Below are 20,224 nucleotides of genomic sequence, written 5' to 3' on the forward strand. Positions count from 1 at the left end.
CGCTGCGTCGCGAACGCGCCATTGTAGCCGGTTGGTATCCGGTCGCGGCCGGATCGCCGTGGATGGCCGGCCAGTGCCGCCGCCAGCGCCGCCCACAGGATAGCGTTCAGCGTTCGTCCGCGCGATCCCAGTAAGGCGGATCGCCGAAGTGCTCGGCCAGGAACGCGATGAACGCGAGCGTCTTCAGCGGCACGTGCGCGCGGCTCGGATAGACGGCCCAGATCGCGACGTCCTGCGCGAACGGGTAGTCGTCGAGCACGGTGACGAGCGTGCCGTCCGCGAGCAGCGGGCCGACGTCCCAGGTCGACTTGATCGCGATGCCGAAGCCGTCGACGAGCGCTTCGCGGATCGCCTCGCCGTTGCTCGCGACGAGCCGGCCGCCGACCCGCACGGTCAGCGGCCCCTGCGGCGTGACGAACGACCAGTCGCGCTGGTCGCCGAGGATCACGCATTCGTGCTGGGCGAGATCGGCCGGATGGCGCGGCGTCCCGTGTTCGGCGAGATACGCGGGCGAGCAGCACAGCACGCGCCGGTTCGCGGCGAGCTTGCGCGCGACCAGCGTCGAGTCCTTCAGCGCGCCGAGGCGGATCGCGACGTCGTAGCCGTCGTCGACGAGATCGACGATCTCGTCGGAAAGCCGCAGGTCGAGCGACACGGACGGGTAGCGGCGCAGGAACGCGGGAATCACGGGCGCGACGTGCTGGCGGCCGAACGACGACGACATCGACACCTTCAGCCGTCCATACGGCTCGCTGCGGCCGTGGCCGACCGACGCCCGCGCGGCGTCGGCGGCCGACAGCAGCGCCTCGGCTCGGGCCATGAAGACCTCGCCGTCCTGCGTGAGGCTGATGCGGCGGGTGGTGCGGTGCAGCAATCGCGCGCCGAGCTGGCGCTCGAGCTGCGCGATGCGCGCGCTGGCGACCGCGGCCGACACGCCGAACTCCCGCCCGGCGGCCGTCACGTTCGCGAGCAGCGCGGCGCGCACGAACAGGCCGACGTCGAGCAGGTCGAGCGGCTTGTCCGGGGCCGGAATTGAATCGGCGCTCATTATTCTAAAATTCCTGAAAATGTTTCAGGAAATATAGCGGTTTTCTCGAAAGATCGGGCAGCCTACGATGGCATGCATGGGGCTGCGCCGCGGCCCGCCCGATTTCCCTGAAGGAGTTTCGTGATGAAAGCCGTTGGACTGACCCGTTACCTGCCGATCGACGACCCGCAGGCGCTGCTCGACGTGGAACTGCCGCAACCGGTGCCGGGCCCGCGCGACCTGCTCGTGAAGGTCGAGGCGATTTCCGTGAACCCGGTCGACACCAAGGTGCGCGCGCCGAAGGCGCAGGTCGAGGAAGTACCGCGCGTGCTCGGCTGGGATGCGGCGGGGACGGTCGTCGCGGTCGGTGCCGAGGTCACGCTGTTTCGGCCCGGCGACGAGGTGTTCTACGCGGGCAGCATCACGCGCCCCGGCGCGAACAGCGAATTCCACACGGTCGACGAGCGGATCGTCGCACGCAAGCCGCGCACGCTCGATTTCGCGGCGTCGGCCGCGTTGCCGCTCACCGCGCTCACCGCATGGGAGGCGCTGTTCGACCGGCTGCGCGTGTCGCCGCAGGGCGCGGACGCGGGCAAGTCGGTGCTGATCATCGGCGGCGCGGGCGGGGTGGGGTCGATCGCGATCCAGCTCGCGAAGACGCTCGGCAAGCTGCGCGTGATCGCGACCGCGTCGCGCCCGGCGTCGGCCGAATGGGTGCGCTCGCTCGGCGCGGACGACGTGGTCGACCATTTCGGCGATCTGCCCGCGCAGTTGCGTGACATCGGCCATCCGGAAGTCGACTACGTGCTGATCTTCAACGACACCGACCATCATTTCCCGGCCGCGGCGGAAGTCATCCGGCCGCAGGGCGGCATCTGCACGATCGTCGAGAACGGCAAGCCGGTGCCGGTCGAACTGCTGAAGGCGAAGAGCGCGGCGTTTCACTGGGAGTTCATGTTCACGCGCGCGATGTTCGAGACGCCGGACATGATCGAGCAGCACAAGATCCTGAGCGAGGTCGCGCGGCTCGTCGACGGCGGCACGCTGCGCACGACCGTCGGCGAGCAGCTCGGCACGATCAACGCGGCGAACGTGCGGCGCGCGCATCAATTGCTCGAGGGCGGCCGCGCGATCGGCAAGCTCGTGCTGAGCGGCTTCTGAGCCGGCGTCGCGCGTAAGGGTGGCTGCGCCACGAACGCAAGCGGGGTAACACCCGATGCGTTTGCGGCGCATTGCATGCCGCTTGGCGGTAGACTGGCAACGCATCATGCATCGAAAACCGCGCGGCACGCGCGTGCCGCCGCATTACAAGGAGGTCAGCATGAGCCAACGCAGCTTGTCAGTCGCCGCATCGTGGTCGGCCGTGTTCGCGGCGGCGTGCGTCAGCGCGAGCGTATTCGCGGCGCCGCCGGTCAAGGGCAGCCTGAAGGGCGGCGGGACAGGGCAGCTCGAATACACCGTCAAGGTCGACTCGAAGACCTTCGGCAATACGCAGGAGACCCGCAAGATCCGCTCGGGCGAAACGGACGACTTCAACTGGAAGTCGGTGCCGCCGAGCGGCGCGGTCGCGATGCCGGACGGTTGCCCGAACGCCGACAACCTGCCGCGCGACGCGAACGGCGCGATGGTGCGCCAGACCCAGGTGCGGCTCGCGCCGTCGGTCGACGCGAAGGGGAACGCGAACGTGCAGATGAGCTTCCAGGCGGCCGCGCCGAAAGGCACGCGCAACGCGAGCGCGGGCGGCAAGTCGCTGCAATGCCCGGACGTCGTGTCGGTGAGCCAGGTCAAGTGGGTGTCGCTTTCGACCAATGGCGGTTCGAAGACGGTCACGATGAGCGACGGCACCAGGGTGACGGTGTCGATCAAGCACTGAGTGCAGTGCGCGGGCCGGTCGCGGCCGGTGCGCGCGCAACCAATCGCGGTGTGTTGCAGCGCCGCGCGCGACGGTTTCGTGGCGCGCGGCTTTGGGCTTTTCATCGTTTGATGATCGACTTCGTCGAGCCCGGCGTGCGTGACGTCATGCCGGTGTCACGCTATCCTCGCGGCATCCGCCACCTCCTTCCCTGAACGTCATTCCATGAAACATCGCATGCGCGCGCTGCTGTCGGCCGCTGCGTTCGTCGCCGCACATGCGCAGGCGGCCGACGATTGCAGCTTCGTGAAAAAAGTCGAGCTGTCGTCACGACAGCAGACCGCCGTCGTGTCGAGCGGCGCGCTCGAACCGTGCTCGACGGGCAGCTATGCGGTGCGCGTGTATTCGACCGCGCATGCGGCGCCCGGCTTCGATACGGATGACTACGTGACGGGCGTGCTGCATGCGCGTGACGGCACCGTCGCCGATGCGTTCACCGCCGATCTCGGCGCACGTGCGCCGCAGGCGCTTGTCGTCACGACGCGCTCGGCCGGCAGCGGCGGTTATGTCGGTGCGCAGGCCTATGTGACGACGCCGCGTGCAGTGCGGCTCGTCGCGTCGGTCGACGGGCTGGCGCCCGATGCCGATGTGACGGCCGCGTTGCGTCAGGCGCTCGGAAAGCGCCGCGCAGCCCGCTGACCGCACGCCACGCGAAGGCCGCGTGCATGGCGGCAGGCGCGCGTCACGGCGCGCGTTCCTCGAGCCGCGACGCGAGAAAGCGGTGGTCGGCCGAGAACAACCGGCGATACGTCATCAGCACCGCGCCGACGGTACCCAGGGCGGATGCCGCGGCGATCAGGAACATGATCACGATCTGATAGCGAACGGCCTGCAGCGGCGACTGGCCGGCCAGCACCTGACCCGTCATCATCCCCGGCAGGCTCACGACGCCGACCACGGCCATCTGGTTGAGCGTCGGCAGCATGCCCGCGCGCACGGCCTGGCGCGCGGCGTCCTGCGCGGCTTCCCAGCGCGTGGCGCCGAGCGCGAGTGCGGTCTCGACGCGGTCGCGCCGCGCGGTCAGTTCCTCCATCATCCGCTCGACGCCGAGCGACACGCCCGTCAGCGTATTGCCGAGGATCATCCCGAGGATCGGGATCACATATTGCGGCGCGTACCACGGATGAATGCGGATCACGACGAACAGGCCGATCGCCGCGACGAACCAGCTGCTGAACCAGATCGACGCGATGCTGTCGACGCGTTGTCCGCGATACGCATGCTTGCCGCGACCGGCGCCCGCCAAGCCGGCGATCAGCGTCATCAGCGCGGTGATCGGCAGCACGACGCTCCAGTGCGGGTGGCCGAACACCCAGCCGAGCACGTAGCCGATCGCGAGCAGCTGCACGACGGTGCGCACGGCGGCGAGCGCGAGCTTGCGCCCGAGGCCGAGCGACAGCGCGGCCGAGATCGCGCCATTGACCGCGACGAGGCCGGCGGCGATACCGACGTCGACGAGACTCAGTTCCTGCAACGACGGGCTCATTGCGCCGCCTGCGTCGCGCGCGCGGCGTGCAGCACGCCGGCCTGCATCACGAGCCGCATCGTGCCGATTCGTGCGGCCTGCGCCGGATCGTGTGAGATCCACATGTACGCGCGCGCGTCGGGCGCCGCGTCGAACCACGCGCCGACGAGCGCTTCGATCGCGCGCGTCGACTCGGGGTCGAGCGCGGACGTCGGCTCGTCGAGCAGCAGCACGTCGGGGTCGAGCTGTAGCACGCGCAGCAGCGCGGCGATCTGCGCTTCGCCGCCCGACAGTTCGCTCGCACGCTTGTCGAGAAAGTCGGCGCCGCGGCCGGCACGCGCCGCGAGCGCTTCGGCGCGCGCACGGTCGAACGTCGCGTCGCGATAGATCGCGAGCGAGTACGGGTAGCGCAATTGCGCTTCGACGGTCCCGTCCATCTGCGCGGGCCGCTGGCGCACGTACGCGACACGGCGCCGGTAGCCCGGAATCGCGCCGCGCCGGATGCGCTTGCCGCGCCACAGGATGTGACCGCCATCGAGCGGATCGAGCAACGCGAGCGCGCGCAGCAGCACGCTCTTGCCGGAACCCGACGCTCCCGTGATAGCAATTCGCGATCCCGCGGCGAGGCTGAAGTCGGTCGGCGTCAGCAACGTCTTGCCGCTGCTGGCGTCGCGGCGCGTGATCTGTTGCGCATCGATGAGGCCGGTGGGGACGGTCATGTCACAAATGAAAAAAAGCGTTAACGGCGCCGAAGCATTGGCGCAGCGTGCGCCATAATACCGATTGAAAGCCGCCGGTGTCGTGTTCGATTCACTCACGGGAGGGGCCCGACATGGCGCGCAAACTCTGCAGAACAACAACGGAACCGCCATGACGCTAGCTCGAGCCATTGGCAAGTCGGCTGCATGGATTGTCGGTATCGTCGCATTGATCATCGCGGCCACCGGCATCTTCATTTTCACGTTCGACTGGAACCACGCGAAACCGTGGGTCAACGAACATGTGAGCACCGCACTTGGCCGTTCGTTTGCGATCCACGGCGATCTCAGGGTCGACTGGCACCGCCCGCAAGGCGAGACCGGCTGGCGCGCATGGGTGCCCTGGCCGCGCTTCTCGGCCACGCAGCTCGAGATCGGCAACCCCGACTGGGCGAAGGGCCCGAAGTTCGTCACGCTCGACGCCGCCCACTTCGATCTCGCGATTCTCCCGCTCTTCACGCACCAGATCGTCATTCCGTCGATCGACGCCGTCAATCCCGCAGTCGACCTCGAGCGGCTCGCCGATGGCCGCAACACGTGGACCTTCGAATTCAAGCAATCGGGCAAGCCGACGCGGTGGAACCTGCGGCTCGACAGCTTCGCGTTCGCGAAGGGGACCATCGTCTATCGCGATGCGATCACCAAGGCCGATCTCACGATCGCGGTGGATACGCTCGGCCATCCGATTCCGATCGGCGACGTGCTGAAGGAGCAGGAACAGACCTCGCTCGCGGCGTCCGCCCAGCATGTCGGCAAGCAGGGGGCCGCGCAAATGGCCGCAAAGGCGCATGCGGAGGCCGCGTCCGCTGCGTCGGGCGCATCCGCCGCACAGGGCGCGAGCACGGCGTCGACGGCCGTGGCCGCATCGGGGGCGGCGTCTGCCTCCGCAGCCAGGCCGGTCTCGTCAGCATCGACGGCCGTGCCCGCATCCGCCGCGAGCGGCGCATCCGGCGCCGCGGTGCCCGCGAAGTCGGAGCCGACGTATGCGTTCGGCCTCAAGGTTGACGGCCGCTACAAGAACGTGCCGATCACCGGCACCGGCAAGGTGGGCGGCGTGCTGGCGGTCGAGAGCGCGACGCAGCCGTTCCCGCTGCAGGCCGACGTGAAGGCCGGCGATACGCGGCTCGCGATCGTCGGCACGCTGACCGATCCGCGGCATCTCGCGGCGCTGAACCTGCGGCTGTGGCTGCAGGGCACGTCGATGTCGCACCTCTACCAGCTCACCGGCATCACGCTGCCCGACACGCCGCCGTATGCGACCGACGGACGGCTGATCGGCAACTTCAATCCGCCCACGAGCACGTTCCGCTACGAGAACTTCAAGGGCCGCGTCGGCGGCAGCGATCTGCACGGCACGCTCACCTGGGCGCAGCGCAAGCCGCGGCCGAAGCTGTCGGGCGAAGTCGTGTCGAACCTGCTGCAGTTCTCCGACCTCGCGCCGGTGATCGGCGCCGATTCTCCCGCGAGCAAGGCGAAGCGCGGCGACACGACGCGCCAGCCGCCGGACCGCGTGCTGCCGGTCGCGGCGTTCCGCACCGAGCGCTGGAGCGCGATCGACGCGGACGTGAAATTCACCGGCCGCAGGCTGATCAAGAGCCCGCAGTTGCCGATCACCAACCTGTACACGCACATCCTGCTGCAGGACGGCGTGCTGACGCTCGAGCCGCTCCAATTCGGCGTTGCTGGCGGCACGCTCGCGACGAATGCGCATCTCGACGGCAGCCGCACGCCGCTCAAGGGCCGTTTCACGCTGAGCGCGCGCCACCTGAAGCTCAAGCAGCTGTTCCCGACGCAGAAGGTGATGCAGACCGCGCTCGGCGAGATCAACGGCGACGCGTCGCTGTCGGCGACCGGCAACTCGCCGGCCGCGCTCGCCGCGACGTCGACCGGCGAGGTGAAGGCGCTCATCACGGACGGCCGCATCAGCCTGCTGCTGATGGAGGCGGCGGGCCTGAACGTCGCGAACGTCGTCTACGAGAAGCTGTTCGGCACCCGCGACGTGAAGATCAATTGCGCGGCGTTCGATTTCGTCGCGAATGACGGCATGCTCGAGCCGAAGGTCTTCGCGCTCGATACGGACGACGCGCTGATCAATGTCGACGGCCCGGTCAACCTGCGCGACGAATCGGTCGACCTGAAGATCCATCCGCACACGAAGGGTTTCCGGATCTTCTCGCTGCGTTCGCCGCTGTACGCGAAGGGCACGTTCAAGAATCCGAAGGTCGGCGTCGAGGCGGGCGCGCTCGCGCTGCGCGCCGGCGCGGCGGTCGGGCTCGGGCTGATCAACCCGTTCGCGGCGCTGATTCCGCTGATCGCGCCGAGCAACAACCGCGACGTGCCGTGTTCGCAGCTGTTCGCGCAGATGAAGGCCAAGGCGGCCGAGAAAGAAGCGGCGAAAGCCGGCAAGTGACCTGCGACGGCGGTGGGGCAGGCGGGACGGGACGGCACGGTGCCGCGCTGGCTGGCTGGCTGGCCGGCCGTGCTCGTTGCGACGCCGGCGCGGTCGCGTGGGCGCGCCGCCGCCGCCGGCGCGCCATGTCTCCAGGGGCCGCTGCTCAGCGGCGGGCGCGCACCCAGACGAGTACCGCGTCAACCTCCCGGCCGCTGATGACGACGGGCCCGGCCGTGCCGAGTTGCATCCGGTCGCCGTCGATACTGACAACCCGCTGCTGGACGTTGCCGATCCAGTTCGGATACAGGCTCACGTCCATTTCATGGGTCAGTGTACCGTTGTCGTCGACGTTAAAAGGGCCTGAATACGCGATGTAGCCGTGCGCCGCGGCGGCGCGTTCCTCGACGCTGCCGCCCTGCAGGTCGCCGTCCGCATAAGGCGGGCGGCCGGGCGCCATCAACTGCGCGGACATGTAGCCGTCCGGCGTGTACAGGATCCAGCCGCGCGCGTCGCGGCCGAGCGGGTAGGTGACGGTGCCGCCGTCGCGCGGGCGGATTTCGTAGGACACGAGGCGCCATGCGCCGACGAGTTGTTCTCGAAGCTGGCTGGTTGGCATGCGGGGTTCCGGTGTGACGGCGATGGCGCGTATGCCGTCGTGTTGACGGGGCGGCCCGACACCGGTCAACGACCGTATCACGGGGGCCGCAGCGGTGCGGTCGGCAGTTTCTCCGACACCTGCTAAAATACACGGTTTTCCGTCGATTTCTCTCTTACGGGACCTGCCGTGCTTTCTACTGCCAACATCACGATGCAATTCGGGCCGAAGCCCTTGTTCGAGAATATCTCGGTCAAATTCGGCGAGGGCAACCGCTATGGTCTGATCGGCGCGAACGGCTGTGGCAAGTCGACCTTCATGAAGATCCTCGGCGGCGACCTCGAGCCGAGCGGCGGCAACGTCGCGCTGGAGCCGAACGTGCGTCTCGGCAAGCTGCGCCAGGACCAGTTCGCGTATGAAGACGTGCGCGTGCTCGACGTCGTGATGATGGGTCACACCGAGATGTGGGCCGCGATGACCGAGCGCGACGCGATCTACGCGAACCCGGAAGCCACCGACGACGACTACATGCACGCGGCCGAGCTCGAAGGCAAGTTCGCCGAATACGGCGGCTACGACGCCGAGGCGCGCGCGGGCGCGCTGCTGCTCGGCATCGGCATCGAGGAGAAGTTCCACACCGGCACGATGGCCGACGTCGCGCCGGGCTGGAAGCTGCGCGTGCTGCTCGCGCAGGCGCTGTTCTCGAAGCCGGACGTGCTGCTGCTCGACGAACCGACCAACAACCTCGACATCAACTCGATCCGTTGGCTCGAGCAGACGCTCAACGAGTACAACTCGACGATGATCATCATCTCGCACGATCGTCACTTCCTGAACTCGGTGTGTACGCACATGGCCGACATGGACTTCGGCACGCTGAAGGTCTGGCCGGGCAACTACGACGACTACATGCTCGCATCGGCACAGGCGCGCGAGCGCCAGGCCGCGGCGAACACGCGGGCGAAGGAACGCGTGGCCGAGCTGCAGGACTTCGTGCGCCGCTTCTCGGCGAACAAGTCGAAGGCTCGCCAGGCAACGAGCCGCGCGAAGCAGATCGACAAGATCAAGATCGAGGAATTCAAGCCGTCGTCGCGTCAGAACCCGTTCATCCGCTTCGAGTTCGACAAGAAGCTGCACAACGTCGCGGTGGTTGCCGAAGAGATCACGAAGAAGTACGAGCGCACGATCTTCCAGAACTTCAACCTGTCGGTGCAGCCGGGCGAGCGCATCGCGATCATCGGCGAGAACGGCGCGGGGAAGACGACGCTGCTGCGTTCGCTGCTCGGCGCGCTGCCGCTCGATCACGGCACGGTGAAGTGGTCCGAGAACGCGAATGTCGGCTACATGCCGCAGGATACGTACGAGGAGTTCCCGAACGACATCACGCTGATGGACTGGATCGACCAGTACCGCAAGGACGGCGATGACGAGACGATGGTGCGCGGCACGCTGGGCCGCCTGCTGTTTTCGTCGGACGACATCAAGAAGTCGGTGAAGGTGCTGTCGGGCGGCGAGAAGGGCCGCATGATCTGGGGCAAGCTGATGCTCGGCCGCCACAACGTGCTGCTGATGGACGAGCCGACCAACCACATGGACATGGAGTCGATCGAGTCGCTGCAGATCGCGCTCGAGCAGTTCGAAGGCACGCTGATCTTCGTGTCGCACGACCGCGAGTTCGTGAGCGGGCTGGCGAACCGGATCATCGAAGTGCGCACGGACGGCACGCTGTTCGACTTCGGTGGCAATTACGAGGAGTTCCTGATGAGTCAGGGGCAGGAGTAAGTGCCCGGAGGTTTCGTCCGCGCATGAGTTCCGGTGCGGCACCGACCAGAACGCACGGAGCGAACCGTCAGAAGCGCATCAAGCCCGCATCGACAGCAGTGTCGATGCGGGTTTTTTCATTTCCGCTTGCGCCCGGGCCCGACCGCATCGCGAATTCCGGTTTCCTCCCGTTGACCGACTTCAGGTAAATTACCGCCGAACGCCATTCATCATTCCCCATTTCGACCCGGAGCCGTCCCTCGATGCAGGACCATCCCCTCCCGCTCGACCTGTCCGGCCTTGCGCAAAGCCTTTACGCGCAGGGCACCGAGGAGGGCATCCTGGCGCGCCTGATGGAGCGGATCGCGCCGGCCAACCGCTTCTGCGTCGACATCGGCGCGAGCGACGGCCTGCGCAACAGCAACACCGCGCGGCTGCTGCACGAACAGGATTGGGCCGGCGTGCTGGTGGAAGGCAGCGCATATCGGTTCGGCAAGCTTGCCGCCCACTACGCGGGCGCGGAGCGCGTCCGTCTGTATCAGGACCGCGTCCAACCCGATACGGTCGATCGACTGCTCGCCGATGCGAACACGCCGGCCGACTTCGACCTGCTGTCGATCGACATCGACGGCAACGATTACTGGGTGTGGCGCGGCCTGCAAGCGTTTCAGCCGCGCATCGTCGTGATCGAATACAACCCGTACTACACGCCGCCCGAACGCTGGGTCATGTGCTTCAATCCGGACCACGAATGGGATGGCTCGACCTACTACGGTGCAAGCCTCGAATCGCTCGTTCATCTCGGCAGGCGGAAGGGCTATGAACTCGTCTGCTGCGACGACATGGGCAACAACGCGTTCTTCGTGAGGCAGGACCTGTACCCGCTGCTCGGCATCGCGAACAACGATCCGTCGGTGCTGTTCCGGCCGGCGATGTACAAGCTGCGCTACGTCGGACACAACACGTTCCTGACCGGTCATCCGTATCGACACGGGCCGGCGGAGCACATCTGAATGGACCGGCTTGCGATCCCCTTTGACGAGATTCGCGACGCCTACGCGCTGGGCCGAAGCGACGCGCCGCGCCAAGTCAGCGAACGCGTGTGGTATCTGCCGACTGACAGCGGCGGTGTGGCAGTCAAGCTCTACGCGCTCGAACACCATGCGCGCGCGGCCAGGGAGGCCGCCGTCCTTGCGCATCTGGAAAGGCACGGCGATGCCCGCGTTCGTGTCCAGACGCTGAAACGCACGACAGCCGGCGCATCGCTGTGGACGGGGCAGGACTCGCACGCGATGCTCACGCGCTGGGAAGCCGGGCAGTTCAGAACCTACGATACATTTTCGCCGGCCGAGTGGAATGCGCTCGGCGCGAGTCTGGCCGCACTGCACCTGAGCCTCGACCGGCTGCATCTGCCGTCGCTCGACACGATCCGCGCGCGGCTGACCGCGATCGATGCGGACGCGGTGCGCCGCAGCCTGCTCGACGCACGGGATCGTGCGCACGCGATCGACGGCGGCGCGGACCTGCGCCGCTATGTCGATCTCGCGCTGCGCATGCTCGAGCGCTACTATCCGGGCAGTCTCGACGCGTTTCCCGGCGACGATCCGCAGCACCCGATTCACAACGACTACAACCAGTTCAACTATCTGTTCACGGGCACGCTGCCGCCGCTGATTCTCGACTGGGAGGCATCGATCGGCGCGCCGCGCGAATACGAACTGGTGCGATGTCTGAATCATTTGCCGCTTGAGGCGCCGCATCTGGCGGCAGCCTTCGTGCGCGCGTATGGCCGGGTCCGGCCGGTGAATCCCGCGCACCTCGCGTGGGCCGTCGATGCCGCGTGCCTGCAGCACGCGCTCAAGCTGTGGGTCGTGCAAGGCTGGCTCGACGATCCGTCGCGCTTCGCGTCGCACCTGAGCGGCGCGGTGACGATGGCGTCCGCGATGGTGGACGCGCGCGAGCGTCTGATCGATTTCTTTTCCCGTTGCGTGGAAGCAGGAAGCTGAAGTGAATGCGAATCCGAACACCATCCCGAATCCGCCGCGCGCCGGCGAGCGACAGCATGTCTTCCCGCCGCCGCTGGATCGCGACTACCGCGTCGCCGATGGGCGCGTCCGGACGCGCTCGCTGGAAGCGCATATCGTCGACCACTGCAACCTGACCTGCGCGGAATGCTGCTCGCTGTCGCCGCTGCTGCCCGAGTGGTATGCGAGCCCCGAATCGATCGAGTCCGATCTGCGCAAGGCCGCGAAGGTGCTGAGCCCGCGCATTTTCAAGCTGGTCGGCGGCGAACCGCTGTTGCACCCGGCGCTCGTCGAACTCGTCGAACGCGTGCGCGGCACGGGCATCGCGCCCGAAATCTCCGTCACGACGAACGGCCTGAAGCTCGGCGAGATGCCGGACGCGTTCTGGCAAGCGGTGGATGCGCTCACCATCTCCCGCTATCCGAAGCCGGCGCTTTCGCCCGACCTGATCGCGCATGTCGAGCACCAGGCCGCGCGTTTCGACGTGCGCCTGAACTGGAAGATGCAGGACGTGTTCACGACGATGAATCGTGCACAGCCCGGCACGGATCGCGACGACGCGCGGCGTCTCTATCACGATTGCTGGATCCGCGAGCGCTGCCATATGATTCGCGACGGCATGTTCTACACGTGTACGCGTCCGGCGCATTTCCATACGCTCTACAAGGGCGAGAAGGATTTCCAGGCCGACGGCCTGCCGCTGCGCGACGACGCCGGCATGCTCGATGCGATGCTCGCCTATCTGCAGCGCGAGGCACCGCTCGAAGCATGCCTGCATTGCCGCGGCGGCAGCGCGCCGGTCGCGCCGCATCGAATCCTGAAACGCATTGAAGTGGACACCTTGAAGGCTCGTTATCCATGATCGTCGGCACGCGCGACCCGTTCGGTTTCGATCGTCTGCACTACCATCCGCGCAGCGGCGTGGCGGCGTCCGGCATCCGCGCCGTCCTGCAGGCGTCGGGGCAGGCGGCCGGCGCGCCGGATGCGGCCGCCATCGCGGGCTACCTGAGCGGCCAGCGCCTGATCGGCCGCACGGTGCTGCGCGACGTGCTCGCGGTGCCGCCCGGTCATGCACTGATCCGGGCGCCGCACGGCCTGACGGTGCGGCCGGCGCCCGAGCGGCCCCGGCATGCCGAGCTGGACACCGTGCTGCGCGCATCGCTGCAACGCGCGCTCGACAGCGGCAAGCGCGTCGCGCTGGCGCTGAGCGGCGGGCTCGATTCGGCGCTGCTGCTCGCGTTGCTGCGCGAACTCGGCGCACAGCGGCACGTGACGTCCTATATCCTCGCGACCGACATGCCCGACTACTGCGAACTCGACGCGGCGCTCGAACTCGCCGCGCAGATGCAGGCGAACGTGAAGATCGTGCGCGTGAACGAGGCCGACTTCGTCGCGGCGCTGCCGAGAACGACCCATGCGGTCGAGGAGCCGATGTTCAACCTGCACCCGGTCGCGAAGCTGCTGCTGGCCGAGGCGATCGCCGCGGACGGCGTCGAGGTGGCGATCACCGGCGACGGCGCGGATCAGGTCTTGCGCCGCGACCGGTCGGCCAACTATCTGCCGCTGTGCCATGCGTTGTTCGACGAGGCGTCGGTCGATCTGCATCCGCCGTTCGTCGATGCCGACGTCGTCGCGCATCTGACGAGCATCGCACCCGACCCGAACAAGCAGTGCCTGCGCGATCTCGGTGCGCGCCTGAACCTGCCGGACCATCTCGTGCACGGCCCGAAGCGCGGGCGGCTCGCACCGGCGATGGATCTCGCGCCGCTGCTCGATCGCGACCGCACGCGTGCACTGGCCGACTCGCTCGGTCTGGCCGCGCCCACGTTGCAGGCGGATACCGAGCGCGTGCTGTGGGTAACGCTGACGCTGATCCTCGATCATCTCGATCGCCTTCATCTCGATGCCGCGCATCGCCCAACCTGAGTCGCTCATGAAACGCATCCTGTTCTGCGTGGTGCCCGAGAAGGGCCACGTCAATCCGTGCATCGGCCCGGCCCAGCATCTGCGCGCGGCCGGCTGCGACGTCGCGTTCTACGCGCCGGCCGACATCAGCGCGCAACTCGACGGCGCCGGGGGCTTTGCATTCGTCGGGCCGCGCGAGACGCCCGAACGCCACGATCTGTCGCGCGGCGCGAGCTTCGCCGCGAACATTCGCGACGCCGACTGGCTGAGGCACTGGATCCGCACGCTGCTGATCGACCTCGCGCCCGCTCAGGTGGACGGCATCCGCGCCGTGCTGCGCGAATGGCAGCCCGACGTGGTCGTGATCGATCCGCTGCTCTACGCAGCGGCGATCGCCGCCGAGCTGGAAGGGCTGCCGTGGGTCTCGATGTCCAATTCGCTGAATCCGGTGCTGCCCGACGCGCTCGATTCGGAACTGCTCCGTACGGTGCGATGGCTCGAGCCGGAACGCACGCGCCTGTTCGCGCGCTACGGTCTCGACGCGCGTTTTCGCGGTTGCGACATCCTGTCGCCGCATCTGACGCTCGCGTTCACGACCGACGCGCTGGTCGGTACGCCGCCGCCCGGTGTCGAACTGGTCGGCCCGGCGATGCCTTCGGGCCCGCGCGGCGACGAGACGGCGTTCCCGTGGGAACGCCTCGACGCGGATCGCCCGCTCGTCTACATGTCGCTCGGCAGCCAGCTTTACTACCACCCGGAGCTGTTCGCGAAAGTCATTGACGCGACGCGCACGACGTCGGCGCAACTGGTGCTGTCGGTGGGCGAACTGGCCGATTCGGATTTGCTGCCGGTCGATGACGAGCGCGTCGTCGCGGTGCGTTACGCGCCGCAACTGGCGCTGCTGCGGCGCACGCACGCGTTCGTCAGCCACGGCGGCGCGAATTCGGTGATGGAGTCGCTCGCGTGCGGCGTGCCGATGCTGCTGTCGCCGTTCTGCAACGACCAGTTCCATTCGGCGCACTTCGTCGAACGGGCCGGCGCGGGATGCGTGCTCGATCTGCAGCAGGCCGGCGTCACGGAGATTGCCGACGCGCTCGAACGCCTGTTGCGTCCCGGATCGTTGCGCGAGCAGGCGGCGCGGATCCGCGCGAGCTACGCGCGCGACGGTTCGGCGCAGGCCGCCCGCCTGATCAGCGCACTCGCTTCAGGAAGCCGCCTGGCGACAGCGTCATGAGCACGCGGTCCTCGATGTCGTGGTCGACTTCGAACCGGTCGTCGCCGGCGAGAAACGCCTGCACGGCCGTGGCCGGGTTGTTGCCTCTGCCGTACGGCTTGCCGTCGAACATCGACTCGGGCAGATACTCCATGATGGTATCCATCACGATCGCGTAGCTGCCGGGCGTCACGAGCGGCGCATAGCAGGCGAGTTCGCGCAGCACGTGCGCGTGCGTATGCGTGAGATCGAGGATCGCCATCACGCGCGCGCCGTCGCCGATCCGCGCGCGTACCGATGCGAGCGTGTCGGTTGCGCACGATTCGCCTTCGATCAGCACCATGCGATGGGCGAGCCGGTGCGATTGCAGGCGCTGCCTGACCTCGTCGCGCAGGCGCGGTTCGATCGCGACCACACGGCCGTGGCCACCCGTCAATTCCAGCATCGACGCGGAGAACACGACGCCGCCGCCCGCCGCGATGCCGGTCTGCACGATGCAGTCGGGACGCGCGCGCCAGATCAGCTCCTGCAGCGCGAGCATGTCGCCGGGCAGATGGAAGAAGCGCTCGCCGAGCCAGCGCGTCTGGAACAGATGGTCGAATTCGGCGGCGCGCGTCAGCCATTCGATGTTGATGTCCCGCATGCGGGCCGAAGGACGCTCTGACATGGTCAATGCAACGAGTAGGAATGACGTGAAAACGCTGGAACCGTGGCTTCACCGGTACTGGAACATCGCGCCGGCGCGCCTGCAGGCGCTGGCGTCGGGCCATACTAACAAAACGTACCTCGTCGAGTGCGCCGCGGGGCGCACGGTGCTGCGCGTGTCGTGGTCCGGCAAGCCGGTCGGGCAGGTGCATCGCGAGGCGTCGATACTCGGGCGTCTCGGCCGTTTGCGCACGGCGCCGACATTGCCCGCGCTGCCGCGGCTGCGGCCGACCGTGGATGCGCAAACCGGTGTGCAGGCCGCCGATGGAAGCTGGCTGCACCTGTTCGAGCATATCGACGGACGTCCCGGCCTGCCCGACGACGCGCAGGCCGGCGCGATCGATGCGATGCGTGCGCTCGCGCATCTGCATGCGGCACTGGCGTCGATACCCGTGAGCGAATCGGCACCGCTGGCGTGGCTGTCGGCGCGTCATGCGCGCGTCGCCGCGCGGGCGATGCCGTCGTTGGCGGGCGATCTGGGCCGTGACTACGCCACGGTGATCCGGCGAATCCGCGCGCATCTCGACGCCGCCGCACGCTGGATGACGGGGCCGGTGCACTGGCTGCACGGCGACTATCACGCGGGTAACCTGCTGTACGTGGGCAATGCGGTGAACGGCGTGCTGGATTTCGACGATGTGGGGCAGGGCGCGCAATGGCTCGAGGCGGCCTTTGCGTTGTTCGCGCTGTCGCGCGATGCGGCCACGGACGATCGCTTCGTATTCGATGCACGGCGCTGGGAAGCCGGCCTGCAAGCCTACGCAGCGACGCGGCCTGACGCTGCGCCGGACTGGATGCACGTGAGGCGGGATGCGCTGAGGGTGCTGTTCTGCGCGGACCAGACGCTGATCCATCTCGAAGCCGCGCAGCGCGGCCTGTGGATGCCGGGGCCCGGCATCGGATTTCTCGGCGGCTGGCGCCAGTTGCTGGACGAGGCGGCGCCCGAAAGCTAGCCGGCCGTCGTGTCAGCGCTGCCGATTCAGGAACAGGCGCACGGCTTCGACCGTGTTGGGCCGCGCTTCGCCGTGCCGCGATCCGTCGTGCATGCAGAACAGCACGTCGCGATGCCGCGCCGCGCTGGCGTCGACATGCGCGCACATTGCGTCGAATAGCGCCTGCGGTGACGGCGCCGGCCGCTGCCAGTCATCCAGTATCGCGGTCCAGCCGGTGTGTTCGCGTTGCAGGCGCGCGAGCACGGTCGCGCGATTGTCCTGCGGCATCAACCCGTACGGAAGGCGCAGCGGGATCGCGTCCGGCGCAGGAACGCCGGCGCGGCGGCAGGCCTCGCGAATCAGCGCGTCGGTTGCCTCGATCTCGTCGATCAGCACGTCGTCCGCCAGCGCGCCCGGTCTCGCGTGCGAATGGGTGTGATTGCCGAGCCGGTGGCCTTCGTGCGCCATTCTCGCCGCGACGTCGAGCGCGCCTGCCAGGTTCGTGCCGAGCAGGAAGAAGGTCGCCTTGCACGATGCGTCGCGCAGGACGTCGAGCAACGCGGGCGTCGACGGGCCGGGGCCGTCGTCGAAACTGAGGTGAATGGACATCGCGTGGACGGCGCGTCGTGTGAGGGGAACCTGAACGATAGCGCAATCCGGAGGCTGCTCGGTCGTGCGTTGTCAGCGAGCGAAAGCCTGCGCGCGCAACCGCCCGTGCTCAAGCGTCGAATCGCTCAATTGTCGCAAGCGAGCGCCGACTCATCCGGAATTGCCCGCTCTGCCAGCGCGACATAATCGCCCGACGCCGTGCGTTCGACCCTTGCATCGACGCGGTACGCGCGCCGCAGGTTCGGCGGCGTCAGCACGTCGGCCGGCGCGCCGTCCGCGACGAGTCCGTCGGCGCTCAGCAGCACGAGCCGGTCGCAGAAACGCGAGGCGAGATTCAGGTCGTGCATCGCGACCAGCACGATTGCGCCACGCCGGCGGGCCGCCTCGCCCACCGCCTCGAGCGCGAGCAATTGCCAGCGCAGGTCGAGCGCGCTGGTCGGTTCGTCGAGCAGCAGCAGCGGCGTGTCGCGCACGAGCACCTGCGCGAGTCCGACCATCTGCCGCTGGCCGCCCGACAACCGGTCGAGTGGCGACATTGCCAGCGGGTGCAGCCGCAGCCGCGTGAACACCTGTTGCAAACGCCGGTCGCGCGTCGCGTCGGACAGGCCGCCGCAGGTGGCGCGCAACGCGCTGCGCACGGCTTCGTACACGAGTAGCGACGACGGCTGCGGCAAGGTCTGCGGCAGATAGCCGACTTGCCGCGTGTGTTCGCGGCGCGACCCGTCCAGCAGGTCGAAGCTGCCGAATGTCGCGCGACCGGTCGCGGACGCAAGCCGCGCCAGTGCGCGCAGCAGCGTCGACTTGCCGACGCCGTTCGGCCCGAGCAGCCCGACCGTCGTGCCCGGCTCGACCGGCGCGAGCGACAGCCCGTCGAGCACGAGCCGGGCGCCGTAGCGGACGCACAGCGCGTCGAGATGCAGCATCGGCTCAGCCATGGAGCCTCCTGCGCCGGCTGACGAGCAGCATGAACAACGGCACGCCGACCAGCGCGGTGATGATGCCGATCGGCAGCGTCACGCCGGGGATCAGCGTCTTGCTAAGCACGGACGCGCTGGCCAGCATGATCGCGCCGGCAAGCGCCGCGCCCGGCAGGTAGTAGCGATGCTCGTCGCCGACCAGCAGCCGCGCGACGTGCGGCCCGACGAGGCCGACGAAACCGATCGTGCCGACGAACGACAGCGCCGTCGCGGACAGCAGGCTGATGCGCGCGAGCGCGACGAGCCGCAGCCGCTCGACCGAGATACCCATGCTGCGCGCTTGCTCGTCGCCGGCGCGCAGCGCCGTCAACGACGCGACGTCGACGCTCGCCCACAGCGTGCAGGTGGTGAACACGCAGGTCAGCAGCGCGATCTTGCCCCACGTCGCGCGCGCCAGGCTGCCCATGCTCCAGAACACGATCTGCTGCAACGCATTTGCGTCGGCGATGAACTGCAGCAGCCACTGCAGGGCCTCGAAGCTGAACATCAGGCCGATGCCGAACAGCACGACGGTTTCGGTCGTCGCGCCGTGGCGCCACGCGAGCCAGACGATCAGCAGCGTCGCGACGCATGCGCACGCGAACGCGCCGAGCGACAGCGCGACGTTCTCGTTCCACAGCACCAGGTGCCAGCCGGAAATCACGACGAGCGACGCGCCCACGCTCGCGGCGGCCGACATGCCGAGCGTGAACGGACTCGCGAGCGGGTTGTTCAGCACGGTCTGCATTTCGGCGCCGGCGAACCCGAGCGACGCGCCGACGAGCACGGCCATCAGCGCATAGGGCAGCCGCACGTCCCACAGGATCACGCGCTGTTCGAGCGGCAGCCCGTCGGGCCGGAACAGGCCGCCGACCACATCGGCGAGCGGAAACGGCGATGGGCCGGTCGAGACGTCGACGACGAGCAGCGCGACGAGCACGCATGCGAGCGCGGCCAGCGCACCGACACGCCGCGCGGCGACTGCGCGATAGCGAAGTCGCAGCGAAGAAGGCGAAACGGGGGGCGTCGTGCTCATGCGAGCGCTCCGGACGCGGGCTCGGACACCACGCGTGACGCCAGCGCGAGACTCGGCAGCACGACGCCGCCGTGATCCTCGCCGTCGATCAGCCGGAACGCGGCGTCGAGCCCGGGGCGGCCGCCCACGCGCGCGATGAAGTCGCGGGCGGAACTCACCTGCTTGCGCGCCTGCTGGCGGCGCATCCGTTCGGCGTCGGGGTTCGGTGTGCCTTCCTCGAGGCTGCCTGCGGTCACGAGGACGCGCAGCGGCCATGCGAGCGGGGCGGTTTGCGCGGCGAACCGGTCGGCATAGGGCAGCAGCGCGCGCTCGCCCCACCAGATCGACGGGCTCGCGGCCACGTAGCGCCGAAACAGGTGCGCGCGCGTGAGCATCGCGTACAGCGTCAGCAGGCCGCCGTACGAGTGACCGAACAGCGTCTGCCGCTCGGGATCGACCGGCAACTGGCGGGCGAGCCACGGCTGGAGGTCGTGCTCGATGAAGTCGAGAAAACGGTCCGCGACGACGCCGCGGCCGTTCGGCAACGGCGCGAGCGTGTAGTCGTCCGCGCGCGCGGCCATGTCGTAGGGCCCGTCGACCGGATAGCCGATGCCGATCACGACGGCCTCGGCGTCGCGCGTGCCGTCCGGCCGTGCGCGGCGATTGCGGATGAGCTGCGCCGCGAGCGGGAACAGCGCATTGCCGTCGAGCACGGTGAGCACCGGATGGGGCGCCGAGCCGGAACGCTCGGCCGGCAACGCGACGAACAGGCGCCGCGTGCGGCCGGCGATCGTCACGTCGAACTGGCGGCTGTCCGGCACGAAGACGGGGGGCGCGGCGTCGAGGCCGGGCCACGCAGGTGCATCGGCGGCACAGGCGGGCGCGAGCCGGCCGCCGAGCGGGCCGGCCAATCCGGCGACGAGGAGGGCGCGGCGCATGGAGGAGGCGGGCATCT

At 68.4% G+C, this 20,224-nt stretch carries 20 protein-coding genes; 11 read left to right on the plus strand and 9 right to left on the minus strand.

Going from position 1 to position 20,224, the window contains the following annotated elements; all coding sequences use genetic code 11:
- Positions 1-106: 106 nt before the first annotated feature.
- Positions 107-1,048 (minus strand): LysR family transcriptional regulator, encoded by a 942-nt coding sequence (locus ABIC50_RS24040; RefSeq protein WP_354167219.1) that lies wholly within the window; start codon positions 1,046-1,048, stop codon positions 107-109.
- A 123-nt stretch (positions 1,049-1,171) separates the two neighbouring features.
- On the opposite strand from ABIC50_RS24040, the gene ABIC50_RS24045 reads away from it, so the two are divergent.
- From ABIC50_RS24045 to ABIC50_RS24055, 3 genes are all read left to right on the plus strand, one after another.
- Positions 1,172-2,188, plus strand: a complete 1,017-nt coding sequence (locus ABIC50_RS24045) for a zinc-binding alcohol dehydrogenase family protein (protein WP_354167221.1) — start codon at positions 1,172-1,174, stop codon at positions 2,186-2,188.
- A gap of 160 nt (positions 2,189-2,348) precedes the next feature.
- Positions 2,349-2,900, plus strand: coding sequence for a DUF6013 family protein (locus ABIC50_RS24050; protein WP_105834522.1), 552 nt, complete (start codon positions 2,349-2,351; stop codon positions 2,898-2,900).
- Positions 2,901-3,104: 204 nt separating this feature from the next.
- Positions 3,105-3,578 (plus strand): PliI family lysozyme inhibitor of I-type lysozyme, encoded by a 474-nt coding sequence (locus ABIC50_RS24055; RefSeq protein ID WP_175699765.1) that lies wholly within the window; start codon positions 3,105-3,107, stop codon positions 3,576-3,578.
- 43 nt (positions 3,579-3,621) lie between these two features.
- Here ABIC50_RS24055 and ABIC50_RS24060 read toward each other — a convergent pair whose 3' ends face one another.
- Together ABIC50_RS24060 and ABIC50_RS24065 are read right to left on the minus strand one after the other, a co-directional pair.
- The gene (locus tag ABIC50_RS24060) at positions 3,622-4,425 is read right to left on the minus strand and encodes an ABC transporter permease (protein ID WP_165751492.1); all 804 of its coding nucleotides are present in this window, start codon (positions 4,423-4,425) and stop codon (positions 3,622-3,624) included.
- The gene (locus ABIC50_RS24065; protein ID WP_012363965.1) at positions 4,422-5,123 is read right to left on the minus strand and encodes an ABC transporter ATP-binding protein; all 702 of its coding nucleotides are present in this window, start codon (positions 5,121-5,123) and stop codon (positions 4,422-4,424) included. Before ABIC50_RS24065 ends, ABIC50_RS24060 begins: the two co-directional genes overlap by 4 nt.
- Positions 5,124-5,274: 151 nt before the next feature.
- On the opposite strand from ABIC50_RS24065, the gene ABIC50_RS24070 reads away from it, so the two are divergent.
- Positions 5,275-7,572, plus strand: coding sequence for an AsmA family protein (locus tag ABIC50_RS24070; protein WP_354167223.1), 2,298 nt, complete (start codon positions 5,275-5,277; stop codon positions 7,570-7,572).
- 145 nt (positions 7,573-7,717) lie between these two features.
- Here ABIC50_RS24070 and ABIC50_RS24075 read toward each other — a convergent pair whose 3' ends face one another.
- On the minus strand, positions 7,718-8,170 hold the full coding sequence (locus ABIC50_RS24075) for a lipocalin-like domain-containing protein (protein WP_105834488.1): 453 nt from the start codon (positions 8,168-8,170) through the stop codon (positions 7,718-7,720).
- A 168-nt stretch (positions 8,171-8,338) separates the two neighbouring features.
- Here ABIC50_RS24075 and ABIC50_RS24080 point away from each other — a divergent pair, with 168 nt between their 5' ends.
- The 6 genes from ABIC50_RS24080 to ABIC50_RS24105 all read left to right on the plus strand — a co-directional run bounded on the left by ABIC50_RS24080 (position 8,339) and on the right by ABIC50_RS24105 (position 15,073).
- The gene (locus tag ABIC50_RS24080; protein ID WP_354167226.1) at positions 8,339-9,931 is read left to right on the plus strand and encodes an ABC-F family ATPase; all 1,593 of its coding nucleotides are present in this window, start codon (positions 8,339-8,341) and stop codon (positions 9,929-9,931) included.
- A 242-nt stretch (positions 9,932-10,173) separates the two neighbouring features.
- Entirely contained in the window at positions 10,174-10,923 is a 750-nt protein-coding gene (locus ABIC50_RS24085) for an FkbM family methyltransferase (protein WP_354167229.1), read from the plus strand.
- Positions 10,924-11,916 (plus strand): phosphotransferase enzyme family protein, encoded by a 993-nt coding sequence (locus tag ABIC50_RS24090; protein WP_354167232.1) that lies wholly within the window; start codon positions 10,924-10,926, stop codon positions 11,914-11,916.
- 1 nt (position 11,917) lies between these two features.
- Positions 11,918-12,796 (plus strand): radical SAM protein, encoded by an 879-nt coding sequence (locus tag ABIC50_RS24095; RefSeq protein WP_354167234.1) that lies wholly within the window; start codon positions 11,918-11,920, stop codon positions 12,794-12,796.
- Positions 12,793-13,860: an asparagine synthase-related protein gene (locus ABIC50_RS24100; protein WP_354167237.1), complete on the plus strand. Its 1,068-nt coding sequence runs from the start codon at positions 12,793-12,795 to the stop codon at positions 13,858-13,860. Before ABIC50_RS24095 ends, ABIC50_RS24100 begins: the two co-directional genes overlap by 4 nt.
- A 7-nt stretch (positions 13,861-13,867) precedes the next feature.
- On the plus strand, positions 13,868-15,073 hold the full coding sequence (locus ABIC50_RS24105) for a glycosyltransferase (RefSeq protein WP_354167239.1): 1,206 nt from the start codon (positions 13,868-13,870) through the stop codon (positions 15,071-15,073).
- Here ABIC50_RS24105 and ABIC50_RS24110 read toward each other — a convergent pair.
- Positions 15,030-15,719 carry a cephalosporin hydroxylase family protein gene (locus ABIC50_RS24110; RefSeq protein ID WP_354167242.1) on the minus strand — a complete coding sequence of 230 codons (690 nt, stop codon included), beginning with the start codon at positions 15,717-15,719 and terminating at the stop codon, positions 15,030-15,032. The two genes, ABIC50_RS24105 and ABIC50_RS24110, sit on opposite strands and share 44 nt — an antisense overlap.
- Between ABIC50_RS24110 and ABIC50_RS24115 the strand changes: the two genes are divergently transcribed.
- Entirely contained in the window at positions 15,718-16,710 is a 993-nt protein-coding gene (locus tag ABIC50_RS24115) for a phosphotransferase (RefSeq protein ID WP_354167245.1), read from the plus strand. The genes ABIC50_RS24110 and ABIC50_RS24115 overlap by 2 nt on opposite strands.
- Positions 16,711-16,722: 12 nt before the next feature.
- On the opposite strand, the gene ABIC50_RS24120 is transcribed toward ABIC50_RS24115, so the two are convergent.
- The 4 genes from ABIC50_RS24120 to ABIC50_RS24135 all read right to left on the minus strand — a co-directional run bounded on the left by ABIC50_RS24120 (position 16,723) and on the right by ABIC50_RS24135 (position 20,222).
- Positions 16,723-17,298, minus strand: coding sequence for a polysaccharide deacetylase family protein (locus tag ABIC50_RS24120; protein ID WP_354167248.1), 576 nt, complete (start codon positions 17,296-17,298; stop codon positions 16,723-16,725).
- 125 nt (positions 17,299-17,423) lie between these two features.
- On the minus strand, positions 17,424-18,233 hold the full coding sequence (locus ABIC50_RS24125; RefSeq protein ID WP_354167251.1) for an ABC transporter ATP-binding protein: 810 nt from the start codon (positions 18,231-18,233) through the stop codon (positions 17,424-17,426).
- Positions 18,226-19,290 carry a FecCD family ABC transporter permease gene (locus ABIC50_RS24130; protein ID WP_354167254.1) on the minus strand — a complete coding sequence of 355 codons (1,065 nt, stop codon included), beginning with the start codon at positions 19,288-19,290 and terminating at the stop codon, positions 18,226-18,228. Before ABIC50_RS24130 ends, ABIC50_RS24125 begins: the two co-directional genes overlap by 8 nt.
- Positions 19,287-20,222, minus strand: a complete 936-nt coding sequence (locus ABIC50_RS24135) for an alpha/beta hydrolase (protein ID WP_354167257.1) — start codon at positions 20,220-20,222, stop codon at positions 19,287-19,289. The genes ABIC50_RS24130 and ABIC50_RS24135 overlap by 4 nt, the downstream gene beginning before the upstream one ends.
- Between the last annotated feature and the right edge of the window lie 2 nt (positions 20,223-20,224).

Source organism: Burkholderia sp. 567, assembly GCF_040545115.1.
Taxonomy (GTDB): domain Bacteria; phylum Pseudomonadota; class Gammaproteobacteria; order Burkholderiales; family Burkholderiaceae; genus Burkholderia; species Burkholderia ambifaria.